This is a genomic window from Natrinema sp. SYSU A 869, assembly GCF_019879105.1.
Classification (GTDB): Archaea; Halobacteriota; Halobacteria; order Halobacteriales; family Natrialbaceae; genus Natrinema.
In genome coordinates this window covers 1,549,515-1,564,779 of record NZ_CP082249.1, presented here as the reverse complement: position 1 = coordinate 1,564,779, position 15,265 = coordinate 1,549,515, and the positions used below count along the sequence as shown (strand labels likewise).

Below are 15,265 nucleotides of genomic sequence, written 5' to 3'. Positions count from 1 at the left end.
CGCGGGCGCTATGCTCGTTACTCACACTCATCACCTCCGCTTTCCGCCTCGAGCCCGAGTTCGGCCCGCTCGCCCAGCGCCTCGTCGACCGCCGTGATAAGCGCGCGGGCCTTGTCGAGGGTCTCGTCGTACTCGCGGGTCGGATCGGAGTCGTGGACGATGCCCGCACCCACCCGCAGATGGTACTCGTCGGCGTGGCGGACCAGCGTCCGAATGACAATGTTGAGGGTTGCGCGGCCGTCGAAGCCGAAAATCCCGATGCTGCCCGTGTACGGCCCACGCCGGGTTGCCTCGAGTTCGTCGATGATCTCCATCGTCCGCGGCTTCGGCGCACCAGTGATCGTGCCGCCGGGAATGGTCGCCGCGATGGCGTCGGCGAGCGTCTCGTCCGATCGTAGTCGCCCAGTCACGTTCGAGACCAGATGCATCACCTCGGAGTAGCGATCGATCCGGCGGTACTCGTCGACCTCGACCGAGCCGTACTCACAGACCTTCCCGAGGTCGTTGCGCTCTAGATCGACCAGCATCGCGTGTTCCGCGCGCTCCTTTTCGTCCGTCAGCAGATCCTCCTCGAGCGCGTCGTCTTCCGTGGCCGTGTCGCCGCGCGGCCGGGTCCCGGCGATGGGCTCCGTCCGGACGAACTCCGCCTCGCGCTCGAGCAGCAACTCGGGACTCGCGCTCACCAGGTCGGCCGATCGGAACTCGAGCAGACAGGAGTAGGGAGCTGGATTGACCCGCCGCAGGGCGTCGTACGCGGCGACGGGGTGGACCGCGGCGAGTGCGACCAGTCGCTGTGAGACGTTCGCCTGGAAGGTGTCTCCGTCGTGGACGTACTCCTTGACTCGGCGCACGCGGTCGGCGAAGACCTCTCGGCCGCAGTCGCTCTCGAAGGTTGCTTCCGGACTCGAGACCGGCGGCTCGCCGATCTCGGGATCACCGTCGCGGACGGCTCGCGCGAGATCGAGCGCTCGCTCGCGGCCGTGCTCGTAGGCCGCCTCGAGATCGGCGTCGGTGGGCTCCTCGTCACCAGCGCCGACCCGCGGACAGGCCGTAATCCGCAGCGTCACGTCGCCGTCGGTCGGCTCCTCCCAGGCGACGAGCCGGTCGTAGACCGCGACTTCGAGACGGGGCAGTCCCCGGTCGTCGACGGCCGAGTCGGGCAACGCCTCGAGTTCGCGGGCGATATCGTAGGAGAGCCAGCCGACGGCACCGCAGGGGTAGGGCACGTCACAGTCACCGCGGGCGATCGACTCGCCCGCAAGCAGCCCCTCGAGTGCAGCCAGCGTCGGCGACCGGTCGGCGTCGCGGGTTCGCTGTACTGCGTCGGGGCCGACGGTGAGCCGGTCGATGGGGTCGACACCGAAGTATCCCCAGCCGGGCTGGCCGCCGGTCGTCTCGAGGAAGACGGACCCGTCGGGCCTGGCGCGTGCCCGGCGATAGGCAAGAAACGGGTCATCGACGGTCACGCGAACTTCAACGGGGACTCGGCGGCCGGTGCGTGTCGTCGGCGCGGCCTCGCCCGTGGTCGACGTGTCCCTGTCGCGGTCGCGAGCGGCGGCGCGAAACGAATCCAGCGTCGTCACGACGCGGGGGTCGCTCATAGGTCTCGAGACGAGACGAGCGAGTAATCCTCTTGCGATTTCTGGGGTGACGACGACGCTGCAGACGGCGAGTTGAACGCCGAGATCGTCGACGACATGAAAACGAACTGAGAAGAGATGGGGTCTGTGAGTCGGACTTGGGGCCGGTGGTTGCAGCGTTACCTGACTTCGGCGCGGTCGATCCAACCCTGAATTCGTTTTTCGGAGATGTCGGTCTGCTCGGCCAGTTCGGCAGCGTCCGCGCCGGCGAGTTCGCCGACAGTGTCGACGCCCGCACCGGCTAGACGGTCGGCGTAGGCCGGGCCGATCCCTTTGATCACGTCGACCGTCTCCTGGCTGGTCTCGTCGGACACTGGTTCGGGTTCGGTATCGGCTGTGTCGTCGGCTGCCGGTTCGGAATCAGACTTCTCGGATTCGGTATCGGTCGTTTCCGCGTCCGGTTCCGGCTCTGCCTCGAGTTCCGGCTCCGTCTCGGGTTCCGCGTCCGGAGCCACACCCGTCTCCGCGGGTTCGGACTCAGCGGTCGCGTCGACGTCAGCGTCGGGTTCGGCCTCCTCGATAGGCGACGGCTCCGACGGCTCGGCGGCCTCCTCCGGGCGTCCGTCGGCTCCGCCGACTCCGCCGCGCTCGAGCCGGTTGCGGCCGATCGGGGCGGTTCGGCGGCCCCATCACCGGCCGCCGTTTCGTCTCGATCGGCGTCAACGCCGGTGTCGCGCCCGTCGTCCGTCGACCCTTCCCGTTCAACCGTTACCCCGACCTCTCGAGCACCTCCGCGCTCCGAGTCCGACTCGTCGAACCCCAACAGGGACTTCAGCTTTTGGAGAATTGCCATTATCTCGTGGTAGTCGGTTCCAACACTTAAATTCGCCTGATACTGACAGGAGGCCACCGAGTCACCGCTCCTACAGTCGCGATCGCAGCGCCTCGTTCATGACATCGACCGGCGCGTCCCGATCGGTCCAGATCTCGAAGGCCTCGACCCCCTGATAGAGGAGCATCCACGCGCCGTCGACGGTCGTCGCCCCGGCGTCGGCCGCATCGCGCAGCAGTCGCGTCTCGAGTGGCTGGTAGACCGCGTCGAGCACGGCCAGATCGCCGTGGAGCGCGTCGGCGGGCACCGGTGTTGCGTCCTCTTCCATCCCCACACTGGTTGCGTTGATCAGGATGTCAGCGTCCGGCAGCAGTTGCTCGAGGTCGGCGAGCCCGTGGCCGGTCGCGCGGGGCACCTCGTCGGCTAGGTCGTGAGCTTTCGATTCGGTTCGGTTGGCGATCGCAACCGTTGTGCCGGCGTCTGCGAGGCCGAAGGCGACTGCTCGGCCGGCACCGCCGGCACCGACGACGACGGCCCGCTCGCCCTCGAGCGCGATGTCGTGGTCGCGCAGCGCGCGCAACACGCCGACGGCGTCGGTGTTGTACCCCGTCGGCGGCCCCGAGCCGGAGAAGTCGATCGTGTTGACCGCGCCGATTCTGCTCGCCAGGTCTTCGGGCGCGACGATCTCGAGGGCCGCTTGCTTGAACGGAATCGTCACGTTCAGCCCCGCGATCCCGAGCGCGTCGGCTCCGTGGATCGCGTCTTCGATGTCGTCGCGATCGGGTTCGAAAGTCGCGTAGCGCGCCTCGAGTCCGAGTTCGTCGTAGGCCGCTTCGTGCATCGGTGGCGACAGGGAGTGGCCGACCGGGTTGCCGAGCAGACCGTATACGTCCATAGCCATTGCTCTCTCCGTCACTCGTCTCGGCGGGGATATAATGGGTCTGGCTTCGGCGGGAGTCGTCTCTCGATCGAGAGTTTCTTTCGGGTCGCTTTTAGTCCCGACTTGAGTAGCCGCTCTCATGCTCTCCGGAACCCCGCTCTTTATTCTCCTGTTGGCGGCCGGAATCGCCGCGCTGTACGGTGGTGCGGAGTTGCTGGTCGCGGGTGCAGGCCGACTGGCGCTCGGAATCGGTCTGCGGGCGACGACCGTCGGCGTGACGGTGGTCGCGTTCGCAACGACCGCGCCGGAACTGTTCGTCGCGACGATCGGTGCACTGAACGTCTCGACCGATATCGGCTTCGGCGCGGTCGTCGGCTCGAACATCGCGAACATCGGGCTGGTGCTCGGCGTCGCCGCGCTGATCAAACCGCTCCCGATCGCGGACCGGGTCATGCGGCGACACGTTCCCACAATGGTGCTTGCGGCGATCCTCCTGATTGGGCTGGGTGCGAACGGCCGGATCGGCCGCCTCGAGGGAGCGATCTTCCTGCTCGTCCTCACCGGATTCACGGCCTTTCTGGTGTACTACGTCAACGCGGATCCCGCACCGGCAGCCGAGAATCCCGATGCCGGAGACGGCATCTCATTGCGGGACGTAGCGCTCGTCGTCGGCGGATTGGTCGCTCTCCTCGTCGGGTCCCGGTGGCTCGTGGCTGGCGGGACCGGGCTCCTGTCGGCACTCGGGGTATCGGATTTCATCATCGGGTTGACGGTGCTCGCACTCGGCACGTCGCTGCCGGAACTCGCGGCCTCGGTCGTCGGTGCTGTCCGCGGCGAGACGGAGTTCGCGATCGGCAACGTCGTCGGATCGAACATCTACAACGTCTTCGCGGTGCTCGGGATCATGGCGCTGATCACCCCGATCGAGATCGAGCCCTCGACGCTTCGGATCGAACTCCCGATCATGATCGGCTTTACCCTCGTGCTGGTCGGGATGATGGGATACGGCCGTCGACTCTCCCGGATCGATGGCGCGATCCTCGTCGCCGGCTACGCCGGATTTATCTCTTTCTCGTTTCCTGATTCGATCGCGTTCGAGAGATCATCGACGGTCGCCGCGGCGGCTCACATCGGGTGCGGCGTTCCGTCCTGGACATCGCGTTCGTCGCGAGCGGTCGTGAGCCGGTCGAGGCGCGGTCCGAGGTGATCACAGAGGATCGAAACTAGTGCGTTTCCCTGGCCGTCGCCGGCGAGCGCACCGACCCGTAGCTCCTCGTCGGACTCGGACTCCTCGCTCGTCACGAGCAGTGCTCGCTCGCGATCGGCGAAGACGACGTGCCCGTGATGTGCCTCTTCGATCGGAAAGTTGAGCCAGTCAAACTGGGGCTCGCAGACGGTGGCGTCCGGAACCGCTGATCGAACGGTATCGCGGACTCGCGGCGATCGCGACCCGACGTAGACGTCGACGCCCCGCTCGGCCGCAGTGCGCCAGCGCTCGAGACACTTCCGTCCGATCCGACTGCCGTCCGGAATCGTCACGACCAGTTCCTCGTCGGCACCGTCGGCAATTTCGTGTCCCCGGGTGAAGACGTTCTCCGTTCCCTTGATCGTCTCGCAGGTGTCCATGGGTACGTGCTCACTGCCGTGGCCGCCGTTATCGGGTGTTTCGCTCGCCGCTGCGTTCGAGGCGACGGCGTCAGCGGGCGACGTGACGGATGGCTCCCGAAACTCCTCGACGAGGTCGGCGACGTCGGCGAGTGGCCCCTCGAGCAGCCAGTCGCTCTCCCACTGTGGCGCGTCGGTCGCGATTGCGGCTTGCTTCCCCGTTTCGTCGTACTCGACGAGCCCCGCATCGGACAGCGCGGGGAGATGCTCGTGGGCGAGCGCCGTCGCGACGGCCGTCCACTCGTCCTTGGTGACGTCGATCAGTCGCGTGCCGTCGCCCTCCTCTCGAGCGACGACCGCCGCGGCGAGATCGGAGACGGAGATGGTTCCGCGGCGCGTCGCGAGCGCGGCACAGACGGCTCGACGGCGCGGGCTGCGAAGTACCTCGAGCGTTCGGTTCAGCGTCGCCTCATCGGCAGTGAACGCGTCACCCGTCGGGTCGTCGAGGAGCGTCCGGACCCATTCGGTCTCGAGGATTGGGTGGTCGGCGAGTGCAACCGTCGTGGCGTCGCCATTGTCGATCCGAGCCAGAACGCCGATATCGACCAGTCGCGGGACATGGGCGTGTACCAGGGTGATGTGGGTCTGCTCGCACTGGTCATCGGTGACGATTGGACAGTCATGTTCGCTGGTCGCGACCTCAGTCGCGAGCGTGGCGATCGGCATCGGACCTGCCCTCAATTGGGGGTCGCTTGTGGACGTGTCCTCGTATTCGAGCAGTGTGGCAAGGAGGTATCGCCGCCGCGGCTCTGCGAGGACGTCCAACGCAGTTGTCACCGTCTCGCTGTCCGGGGGAGAACTCATTGCCAGATAGAGGCAGTGAGTGGGGGAAAGGAGTGTACCAGCATGCTCTGGTATCGCCGAGTGGTGGGTGTCCGTTACTCGTTCACGTCGAAGTACGCCGAGAGGAGCTTTGCCTGTGCCACTCGGAGGTGCTGATGGAAGGTCTGTCGGGCGATGCCGAGCCGATCGGCGATTTCGCTCGCGTCGCTGTTTCGCGTCGGCCACTCGAAGTAGCCCCCGTGGTAGGCCGTCTCGAGAGCCAGGCGCTGTTTCTCGGTCAACATGGACTCGATGGTACGGCGAAAGTCGCCGTGCGTCTGGATCGGTCGGTCGATGGTTTGCTTCGAGACGAGTCTTGTATCGGGGTACGTCGACGTGATCGCGCCGACGAGTTCGCGGAGGTCCACGTCGGGGCTCACCTGGACCGTCAGCTCCGCGGCACCGTCGCGAACGACTTTCGACTGTAGCCGTGCACCGTACTCTCCGAGAAGTTCGGTGATCGTCGACTCGTGGGCGACGATCTCCCAGTAGCTCTCATCGGCAGCAGCGTCGATGAGACGCAGCTCCGAGATCGCGGGGTTGTCATCGGCGAGATCACGGACCACCTCCGGATCGATATCGGCGATGGTGAGGTAGTAGACGAACACGTTGTCAGTCAGCGGAAGGACGTGATCGACCGAGAGATAACAGCCGGCTTCGGCGGAGAGATCGATACAGACGTCCCCACGGTCGGTCGACTCGAACTCGAGTTCGACGGCAGTGTCAATGTAGAGGAGTCGTCGAACCGCCATCGCGTTGATCGCGTGGCCGATCGTGCCGCCGAACTCTTGGAGGACCTCCCGTTCCCGATCGGCGAACGCCGACGGGTCGTCGGCGGCCACCACGAGCGCGCCGAAGGGGCGATCGGTCGCGACGATCGGCACGACTGCGACCGATCCGTAGCCCCGCTCGCGGGCGTCGGCCTGCCACTTGTTGATCGTACTCTCGTGGAGGTGCTGATACCGCTGGGCCGACCGCGACTCGAACGGCGACACGCCGGGTGCATCGGCCGGTGGATCGACGAACGACGAGAGCATGTCCTCGACTACGATCGCGTCAATCCCCGCCCAGGTCGTCGGCTCCCACGAGTATCCCTCGGTCATCGCGGCGGGATCCGCCCGCCCGATGGCCGCGAACCGGTACGCGTCGGCGGCCGCGAACTCTTCGACGACCGCCGTCTCGATCTCGTCGCGGGTTTCGGACGCGACCATGGTCTCGTCGATCGTCCGAACGATCGCATTGAGCCGCTCGAGGCGCTCGAGTTCCCGTTCGCGGGCCTTGCGCTCGCGGATGTCGCGGCCGACGCCGGTAAACCCCAGGACAGTGCCGTCGTCGTCAGTGATTCGGGCGCTGTTGAACTCATAGGGGATCCGAGAGCCGTCTGCGGTGAGGATCCGTCCCTCGGCGGTCACGCGCTCGCCTTCTTCGAGGATGCGGCCGATCGCGTCGCTGATGTGGTCTCGGTCCTCCGGTGCGATGAATTTGAGCGGATGCATGCCGGCGAGTTCGCCCGATTCGTACTCGGTCGTGCGTTGGAACTGTTCGTTCCACTCGATCAGGTTCCACTCGGTGTCGTACGCGTAGAGGATGTCTGGCTGTGCCTCGAGAACGCTCTCCGTGAACGCTTTCTCCTCGCGAAGTGCTCGCTCGCGGGCCTGTCGCTCGCTGATATCGCGGCCGATACCGGTAAACCCCAGAACGGTCCCGTCTTCGCCCGTGATCTGGGCACTGTTGAACTCGTAGGGGATTCGACGCCCGTCTTTCGTGATGAGGTCCGCTTCGGCGGTGACGTACGCGTCCTCCTCGAGAACCCGTTGGATCACTGCGGCGATTCGCTCTCGGTGGTCCGGGGCGATGAACTCGAGGGGCTTCATCTCGGCTAACTCCGCGTCGGTGTAGCCCGTCACCGCCGGTACCCGATCGTTCCACTGGAGATGGTTCTCGTCCGCGTCGAAGGCGTAGACGACGTCCGGTTGGGCCTCGAAGACGCTCTCGGCGAAGGCCTTCTCCTCACGGAGTTCCCGTTCGCGATCGTGGTCTTCGGTACGGTCGTGGACGAACCAGACGTACCCCTCAAGATCGTCCGTCCGATCGACTGGGACGCCGATCTCGCTGTCCTCGCAAATCGTCGCGATCACCTCACGGACCCGGATTCGATCGTCGTCGTTCCGGACGTGCCATCCCTCGCTTTCCGCCGTCCCGTCCGATCGCGCTCGCTCGAGTAGTCGTTCCGGCCGGCCGGATTCGCGTGCATCCGCCGGGAAGAACGTCCGGTAGTGAGCGTTCGTGATCGTCTCCGCGTCGTATCCCGTGAGCCGACGCGCTCCTTCGTTCCACACGGTGACGCGTCCGTCAGGCCCGAACAGCGCGACGGCGTACTCACTGACGAGCGTACTGAACTCGTGGACGTCGAACTGAGCGTCGATCGACCGGTCGCCGTGCGCTGCGGTACGATTCGTTTCATTCGGCGAATCCGTTCGATCGGACGGATGATCGCTCATTTGGGCCACCCAATCACAGTGATATGTGTTATCTTCCCACGTTCGAAAAAGCAGGGGCCGCCCTCGCCACGGATTTTTACGATCGATGTGGGGTCACTGGTGCCATAATCGCCGTCCGAAACCGGCGATGTTAACGGCCGCAACGTCCGAGCACGGATATGACCACGCTCGCAATCGTCGATAGCCGCGCCGACCGCGCCTCGGAGCACATCTGCGACCAGCTCCGCGAGCGCGCGGATTGGACGGAACGGACTGACGACGCCCGGCCGGCCGCCGACGGCGGCGGTACCTACTACCGGACCGAGGGGGCCGAACTGCGCTCGTTCGACGGTTTGCATATCGAACTCGAGCGCCCGGCCGATGCCTTCGATTGCGACCCCGACCTGCTCGTCTTCGCCTCGCGACACTCAGGCGACACCGGGCCGCTGCTGACGGGCCACTTCACGGGAAACTTCGGCCCGGCCGAGTTCGGCGGCGAGCCGGATGCGCTCGCCGAGGCCGCGCCGAACGCCTTGGCCCGCCTGCTCGCGGCCTTCAACGAGTACGCGCTCGACGGGTATGAGGTCGGCATGGAGGGGACCCACCACGGCCCCACCGAGGTCGGCTGTCCATCGCTCTTTGCCGAACTCGGCAGCGACGACGAGCAGTGGGACGACCCCGCCGGTGCAGACGCCGTCGCGTGTGCCATCCTCGCGCTCCGAGACGTCAGTCCCCACCGCAACAGACAGGTCGTCGGTTTCGGCGGCAACCACTACGCGCCCCGATTCGAGCGGATCGTCCGCAACACGTCGTGGGCAGTCGGCCACATCGCCCCCGACTGGGCGCTCGAGGCAATGGATCACCCGACAGCACATCGCGACGTCATAGAGCGATCCTTCGAGGCCAGTAACGCCGATATCGCACTGCTCGACGGTGAGTGGCCGGTCCTCAAGGAGACTCTCGAGGATAGTGACTGTCGGGTCGTCAGCGAGACCTGGCTGCGGGAGGTCGACGACCGTCCGCTCGAGGTTGTTGACGCGGTCGAGTCCGACCTCGGAGCCGTCGACGACGGCATCCGTTTCGGCGAGCGGCTCACGGAATCGTTCACCGTCGTCGACCTCCCGGCGGATCTCGTGGGTACCGCACAGGGGATCGATCCCGAGCGCGTCCGGACGGCCGTCGAGGAACACACTGTTGCGTTCGCGACCGATAACGGCGGCAGCCGGGTCGGTTCGCGGGTGGCGGTCCCCCAGACCGGGAACGAGGAAAGGACCGGCGCAAGCGAGTCACGACAAACGATCGTCGAGGAACTGGCCGCGGTTCTCGAGGCGAAGTTCGACGCGGTGCGAGTCGAAGACGACGCCGTCATCGCCGAAGAGACGGCCTTCGATCCCGCACTGGCACAGCAGGTCGGCGTGCCGGAAGGGCCGAAGTTCGGCGCGCTTGCCGACGGCGACCCGGTCACCGTCGACGGGGAAACGGTCAGTCCCGAGAGAGTTCGGACCGAGCGGACACGTCGGTTCCCGTTCTGATCGGCTCAGCGACCGACAGTAATTTATTATTACTCGGCTCACTCCAGTGAATACGACGTCTCTCTCCGATCGCATACGTAAGAATCTATTAACGTGTCATACAGGTGGCTGACGTGTAGGGGAAAGGTAATTATGCTCCATTGTTTAGACAGGGCCAAGAATGGACTCTCTAATCGACGACGCAATCGACGAGGCCGAAAACGGGGAGGCCGCGGTCCCCGACGACGGCGCGCCACGGGACGGACAGCCGTCCGGCAGCGACGGGTCGGACGGCCGAACAACTGGGACGATGACCGACGACGAACTCGAAGACGTTCTGCAGGACCTCCAGACCGACATCACGGTTGTCGGCTGTGGCGGTGCCGGCGGTAACACGGTCAACCGCATGCACGAGGAGGGCATCCACGGCGCGAAACTCGTCGCCGCCAACACTGACGTCCAACACCTCGTGGAGATCGAGGCCGACACCAAGATCCTCATGGGCGAGGAGAAGACCGGCGGCCGTGGGGCCGGTTCGCTCCCGCAAGTGGGCGAGGAAGCCGCCCTCGAGAGTCAGCAGGACATCTACGATGCCATCGACGGCTCGGACATGGTCTTCGTCACGGCCGGGCTCGGCGGCGGTACCGGGACGGGCTCCGCACCGGTCGTCGCCAAGGCCGCCCGCGAGGCCGGCGCGCTGACGATCTCGATCGTCACGACGCCCTTCACGGCGGAGGGCGAGGTTCGACGAACGAACGCTGAAGCCGGTCTCGAGCGCCTGCGTGACGTTTCTGATACAGTGATCGTTGTCCCCAACGACCGCCTGCTCGATTCGGTCGGCAAACTTCCCGTCCGTCAGGCGTTCAAGGTCTCCGACGAAGTGCTGATGCGCTCGGTCAAGGGCATCACGGAACTCATTACGAAGCCCGGTCTCGTCAACCTGGACTTCGCTGACGTTCGCACCGTCATGGAACGCGGTGGTGTCGCCATGATCGGTCTGGGCGAATCCGACTCCGAAGCCAAGGCCGAGGACTCGGTCAAGACCGCGCTGCGCTCGCCGCTGCTCGATGTCGACATTTCGGGTGCGAGTTCCGCCCTCGTCAACGTCACCGGCGGCAACGACATGGCCATCGAAGAGGCCGAAGGCGTCGTCGAAGAGATCTACGACCGGATCGATCCTGACGCCCGCATCATCTGGGGCACCTCGATCGACGAGAGCCTCGAGGGCAGCATGCGGACGATGATCGTCGTCACGGGCGTCGAATCGCCCCAGATCTACGGCCGACCGGACGGCGAGGAACCCGTCCAGCCCGAAGCACCCGCACAGGGCGAAGACATCGACTTCGTCGAGTAGTCGAGCGAACTGCGCGTCGGCGATTCGAGTCCCAGTCCTGTTCCCGGTCGTGTTCGTTTCTCTCCGATCAACGGCGGCGACCCGACAGCCGCGGCTTCGGTCGCCGATTCGAATCAAGGTCTCCTCTCAACAGATCGGCTTCGGATCGAGACCGAGGTCATCCAGCGAGTCGGCGTACGCGTCGTACGCAGTCTCGATCACGTCCTCGGCGACCGCCCGCACCCGCTCCCAGTCTTCGCTCTCCGCACAGACGTCCGCGAGTAACTCAGCCGCTCGGTCGCCCTGGGCGGCCGTCTCGGTTCGCAGTTCTCGGAAGCAGTCGGCGTGTTTCTCGTCGCCTTCGTTGACGAAGAAACTGATCAGTTGGAGGTGCATCTGATCGGCGACCAGCGCTCGCCCGACGAGCCCGCCCAGCCGAGCCGTCGTCGTCTCGAGCGAGCGAAGCGTTGCGTGCATCGGCCCGGCGTCTCCGGTGTCGAACTCGCCGTCCGCGAGCATGGCCGTAATCCGGTCGTAGTGGTCGCGTTCCTGATCGCGATACTCGGCGAATACCTGGCGCGCGTCCTCGTGATCTTCATCGTCGGCCCACGCCTCGAGGGTCTCCATCGCAGCCCGTTCGCTCTCCGCAGCGGTCCAGAGGATCCGTTCCTCCGTCAGATCGGCGTCGGTGAGCGCAACGAGGAGTTTCGACGAGCCGAGACGATCGAGTTCGACAGCCATCGACTCCTCGATCGACTCCTGGAATTCGGCGGCGTCCATACCGAGACGACACTGCGCAGCGTGTTGAACGTTGGTGGCAGTCCACCCTGGCCGCGCCCGTTACCTGCCTCGAGCGCGTACCGACGGGTATGACCAACCGGAGCGACGCCGACGACCCAGCCGACGAGACTCCCTCGATCGCTCCCGAGACGCTGGCCGAGCGACTGCAGTCCGGCGATTCACTGACCGTCCTCGACGTCCGCGACCGCGACGAGTTCGAGCGCTGGCACCTCACGGGCGAGGGCGTCGAGGCCATCCAGATTCCCCACATGAAGTTCGTTCAGGCCCAGGCCACCGGCGGCGTGACCGACCTCGTGGCTGACCTCGAGGAACCGATTCTCGCGGTCTGTGGCCGCGGCGAAGCGAGCGCCCACGCGGTCGACCTCCTCCGAGACGCGAACGTCGACGCAGCCAACCTCGCCGGCGGGATGGACGCCTGGGCCGACCTGTACGCGGCCCGCGAACTCGAGGTCGACGCGCCCGCGACGGTCCTGCAGTACGACCGCCCCTCGAGTGGCTGTCTCGCCTACGCGATCTACAGCGGCGGCGAGGCGGCGGTGATCGATCCGCTTCGAGCGTTCGCCGACCAGTACGAGGCAGATGCCGACGAGCGGGACACAGAAATCAAATACGCCATCGACACCCACGTCCACGCCGACCACGTCAGTGGTGTCCGCACGCTCGCGGAGCGGACCGACGCGGCAGCGGTCGTCCCCGGCGGCGCGACGGATCGCGGCCTCGCGTTCGACGCGACGACCGTCGGCGACGCCGCGGAACTGCAAATCGGCGACGCCACGCTGACCGTCGTGGCGACGCCGGGCCACACGAGCGAATCGGTCTCACTTCGCCTCGAGGACGGCGACGCCGAGACCCTATTCACCGGTGATACGCTCTTTTTGAGGGCGTCGGCCGGCCGGACCTAGAGCGCGGCGATGACGGTGCGGCCACTGCCGCCGAGCAACTGTACGAGACGCTTCAGAACCGCGTTCTCGAGCACTCCGCCGACGCGACGATTGCACCGGGCCACTACAGCGACGCTGCCGAACCACGTGAGAACGGGACCTATGCTGCCCGACTCGAGACTCTGCGCGACCGGCTCACGGCGCTCTCGATGGACGAAGCCGCGTTCGTCGCTCACGCGACGAGCGACCTCCCGCCGCGGCCGTCCAACCACGAGCGCATCGTGGCAGCGAATCTCGGCCGCGAGGACGTCGACGAAGAAACGGCGTTCGAACTCGAACTCGGGCCGAACAACTGTGCGGTCGCGGACTGACGCAGACGGCCTCCTGTCAGTCAGTGCCGGCGCACCCGGCGACCCGTCCTGCGTGTGCGTCGGTACCGGCGACAGCAGACCGTCTCAGTCGTCGGCGACCGCACCGTCAGTCGCACCGTCGGCCTCGAGATCGCCCTCGATGCTCGGCGGGTACTTCCCGCGGTCGAGTTGCAGGTCCGACTGCGGGCGAGCCATACAGGTCAGCGCGTAGTTCTCGGCCTCTTCGTCCGTCAGCCCGCGGGCCGCGGGCTGGGTAACCTCCCCCTTGACGATTTCGGCCGAACACGCCAGACACATCCCGACTCGGCAGGAGTACTCCTGGGCGATGCCCGCCTCGAGACACCGACTCAGGATCGTCTCCTTGTCGGTGCAGGTGATCGTCTCACCCGTCCCGACGAACTCGATAGTGTACTCTGTCATACGGCCCGATACGGAAGACCTCACCAAAACTCTTTATTTCACCGCGGCTGATCGAGCCAGCGGTTTGCGTCGGTTCTCGCCCGTGACATCGGTATTCGAGTAGCGACTCATCGATCGGCCCCGGCACGTGATTTCGCGGCCGACACTCCGACGAACCGACTATAAAACGTTTTCTTGCCGCGGTGTTCACACTGTTGGTATGAGTACGCAGGAGCAGTCGGCTACCACCGCGACCGCGAAGACGCAGTCGCCGGACGCGGTTGTCGTTGGGGCAGGAACCGCAGGGTGCTACGCCGCAGCGACCATCGCACAGGAGGGGTACGATGTCATCATCCTCGAGCGAAAGGACGAGGAGGAAGCGGGCCACATCGCCTGTGGCGACGCCCTGAAGGGTGCCGACGCCTTCCCCGAGGCGATCCCGAAGTCGAAACTCGAGCCGGCCTTTACCAACACGGGCGTCGATCACGGCCGCTTCGAGATCCCCCAAGAGGACACCGTCCTCGAGATTCCGGTGCCCGGCGAACTCGCCGTCATCGATCGCTGGGAGTACGGCCGGCGGATCATCGACGGTGCGGGTGACACTGGCGTTGACTTCCACTACGACACCGTCGTGAAAAACGTCGTCCAGAACGACGACGGTCGCGTCACGGGCGTCGAAGCGATCCGGAAGGGCGACCCGATCACGTACGAGTCCGATATCGTCATCGACGCCGCAGGCTCGCTCTCCGTGCTACAGGACAACGTCGACTTCTCGGACTCTACCTTCGACACCAACGTCGACTACAGCCACTTCTGTTCGGCCTATCGTGAGATCGTCCACGTCGAAGAGCCCGTCGAGTGGGACGACGCGCTCGTCTTCAAGCCGACCGAGCGCGCAGCGGGCTACCTCTGGTACTTCCCGCGCACCGATACCGAGATCAACGCCGGCCTCGGCTTCCAGATGACCGAGGAGCCGATGCAACTGGTCGACGACCTCAAACGTGACCTCGAGAACCGCCCTGAGTTCGACGGCGCGGAGGTTGAGGACAAACTCGGCGCGGCGCTGCCCACCCGTCGACCCTACGACTCCGCGGTCCACCCGGGCTACATGGCCATCGGCGACGCTGCAGGCCACGTCAACCCCACGACCGGCGGTGGTATCGCCGGGGCCGCCTACGGCGGTAAGTACGCTGCCGAGCGGGCCATCGAAGCCCTCGAGACCGGCGACTACAGCGAGGACACCTTCTGGGAGTACAACGAGAAAGTGATGGACCACTTCGGCGCGCGCTACGCCGCGTTGGACGTCTACAACATCCTCTCGACGGCCGTCGACGTTGATGACCTGATGGGACTGCTCGCCGCGATGCCTGGCGACAAGCTCGCCGAAGCCCTCTACTCCGGCAGTACGGACATTGGGCTCAAACTCAAACTCGAGGCCATGCTCAAGAGCCGCGGCCACTGGGGCACCATCTGGAACCTCTACAAGACCAAGCGCCGCGCCGACGAACTGCTCGCCCACTACGAGAACTATCCGACCAGTCCCGAGGGGCTGGCGGGCTGGCAGGACCGGCGCGACGAACTCATGGAGAAGGTCTACGAGACGACGGGCGCGGAGCCGAAATACTAGAACCGAAATTTTGCTCTGTCGTTCGAGAGAGCGAAGCTCTCTCGTGACTGAGCGAATCGAAGATTCGCGAGGTCCGCGAAACC

The 15,265-nt window shown here is 65.7% G+C and carries 10 protein-coding genes and 2 pseudogenes; 5 read left to right on the top strand and 7 right to left on the bottom strand.

Going from position 1 to position 15,265, the window contains the following annotated elements:
- Positions 1-17 precede the first annotated feature (17 nt).
- From pabB to K6I40_RS15875, 3 genes and pseudogenes are all read right to left on the bottom strand, one after another.
- Complete coding sequence (pabB, locus tag K6I40_RS15885; RefSeq protein ID WP_222919985.1) at positions 18-1,601, bottom strand: aminodeoxychorismate synthase, component I; 1,584 nt, start codon at positions 1,599-1,601, stop codon at positions 18-20.
- Between the two features lie 158 nt (positions 1,602-1,759).
- Positions 1,760-2,433: pseudogene (locus tag K6I40_RS15880) on the bottom strand (helix-hairpin-helix domain-containing protein).
- A 70-nt stretch (positions 2,434-2,503) separates the two neighbouring features.
- Entirely contained in the window at positions 2,504-3,307 is an 804-nt protein-coding gene (locus K6I40_RS15875; protein WP_222920386.1) for a shikimate dehydrogenase, read from the bottom strand.
- 124 nt (positions 3,308-3,431) lie between these two features.
- Here K6I40_RS15875 and K6I40_RS15870 point away from each other — a divergent pair, with 124 nt between their 5' ends.
- Positions 3,432-4,499, top strand: coding sequence for a calcium/sodium antiporter (locus K6I40_RS15870; protein ID WP_222919984.1), 1,068 nt, complete (start codon positions 3,432-3,434; stop codon positions 4,497-4,499).
- On the opposite strand, the gene K6I40_RS15865 is transcribed toward K6I40_RS15870, so the two are convergent.
- A complete protein-coding gene (locus K6I40_RS15865; protein ID WP_222919983.1) occupies positions 4,418-5,761 on the bottom strand; it encodes a helix-turn-helix domain-containing protein in 1,344 nt (447 codons plus the stop codon). The genes K6I40_RS15870 and K6I40_RS15865 overlap by 82 nt on opposite strands.
- 74 nt (positions 5,762-5,835) lie before the next feature.
- Positions 5,836-8,280: a PAS domain S-box protein gene (locus K6I40_RS15860; RefSeq protein WP_222919982.1), complete on the bottom strand. Its 2,445-nt coding sequence runs from the start codon at positions 8,278-8,280 to the stop codon at positions 5,836-5,838.
- Positions 8,281-8,438: 158 nt separating this feature from the next.
- On the opposite strand from K6I40_RS15860, the gene K6I40_RS15855 reads away from it, so the two are divergent.
- Together K6I40_RS15855 and ftsZ are read left to right on the top strand one after the other, a co-directional pair.
- Positions 8,439-9,791 (top strand): D-aminoacyl-tRNA deacylase, encoded by a 1,353-nt coding sequence (locus tag K6I40_RS15855; protein WP_222919981.1) that lies wholly within the window; start codon positions 8,439-8,441, stop codon positions 9,789-9,791.
- A gap of 160 nt (positions 9,792-9,951) precedes the next feature.
- Positions 9,952-11,124 (top strand): cell division protein FtsZ, encoded by a 1,173-nt coding sequence (gene ftsZ, locus K6I40_RS15850; protein ID WP_222919980.1) that lies wholly within the window; start codon positions 9,952-9,954, stop codon positions 11,122-11,124.
- 126 nt (positions 11,125-11,250) lie between these two features.
- Here ftsZ and K6I40_RS15845 read toward each other — a convergent pair whose 3' ends face one another.
- Positions 11,251-11,883 (bottom strand): rubrerythrin family protein, encoded by a 633-nt coding sequence (locus tag K6I40_RS15845; protein ID WP_222919979.1) that lies wholly within the window; start codon positions 11,881-11,883, stop codon positions 11,251-11,253.
- 89 nt (positions 11,884-11,972) lie between these two features.
- Here K6I40_RS15845 and K6I40_RS15840 point away from each other — a divergent pair.
- Positions 11,973-13,156: pseudogene (locus tag K6I40_RS15840) on the top strand (MBL fold metallo-hydrolase).
- Positions 13,157-13,240: 84 nt separating this feature from the next.
- Here K6I40_RS15840 and K6I40_RS15835 read toward each other — a convergent pair.
- Positions 13,241-13,576 carry a 2Fe-2S iron-sulfur cluster-binding protein gene (locus tag K6I40_RS15835; RefSeq protein WP_222919978.1) on the bottom strand — a complete coding sequence of 112 codons (336 nt, stop codon included), beginning with the start codon at positions 13,574-13,576 and terminating at the stop codon, positions 13,241-13,243.
- 199 nt (positions 13,577-13,775) lie between these two features.
- On the opposite strand from K6I40_RS15835, the gene K6I40_RS15830 reads away from it, so the two are divergent.
- Entirely contained in the window at positions 13,776-15,182 is a 1,407-nt protein-coding gene (locus tag K6I40_RS15830) for a geranylgeranyl reductase family protein (protein ID WP_222919977.1), read from the top strand.
- Positions 15,183-15,265: the final 83 nt, after the last annotated feature.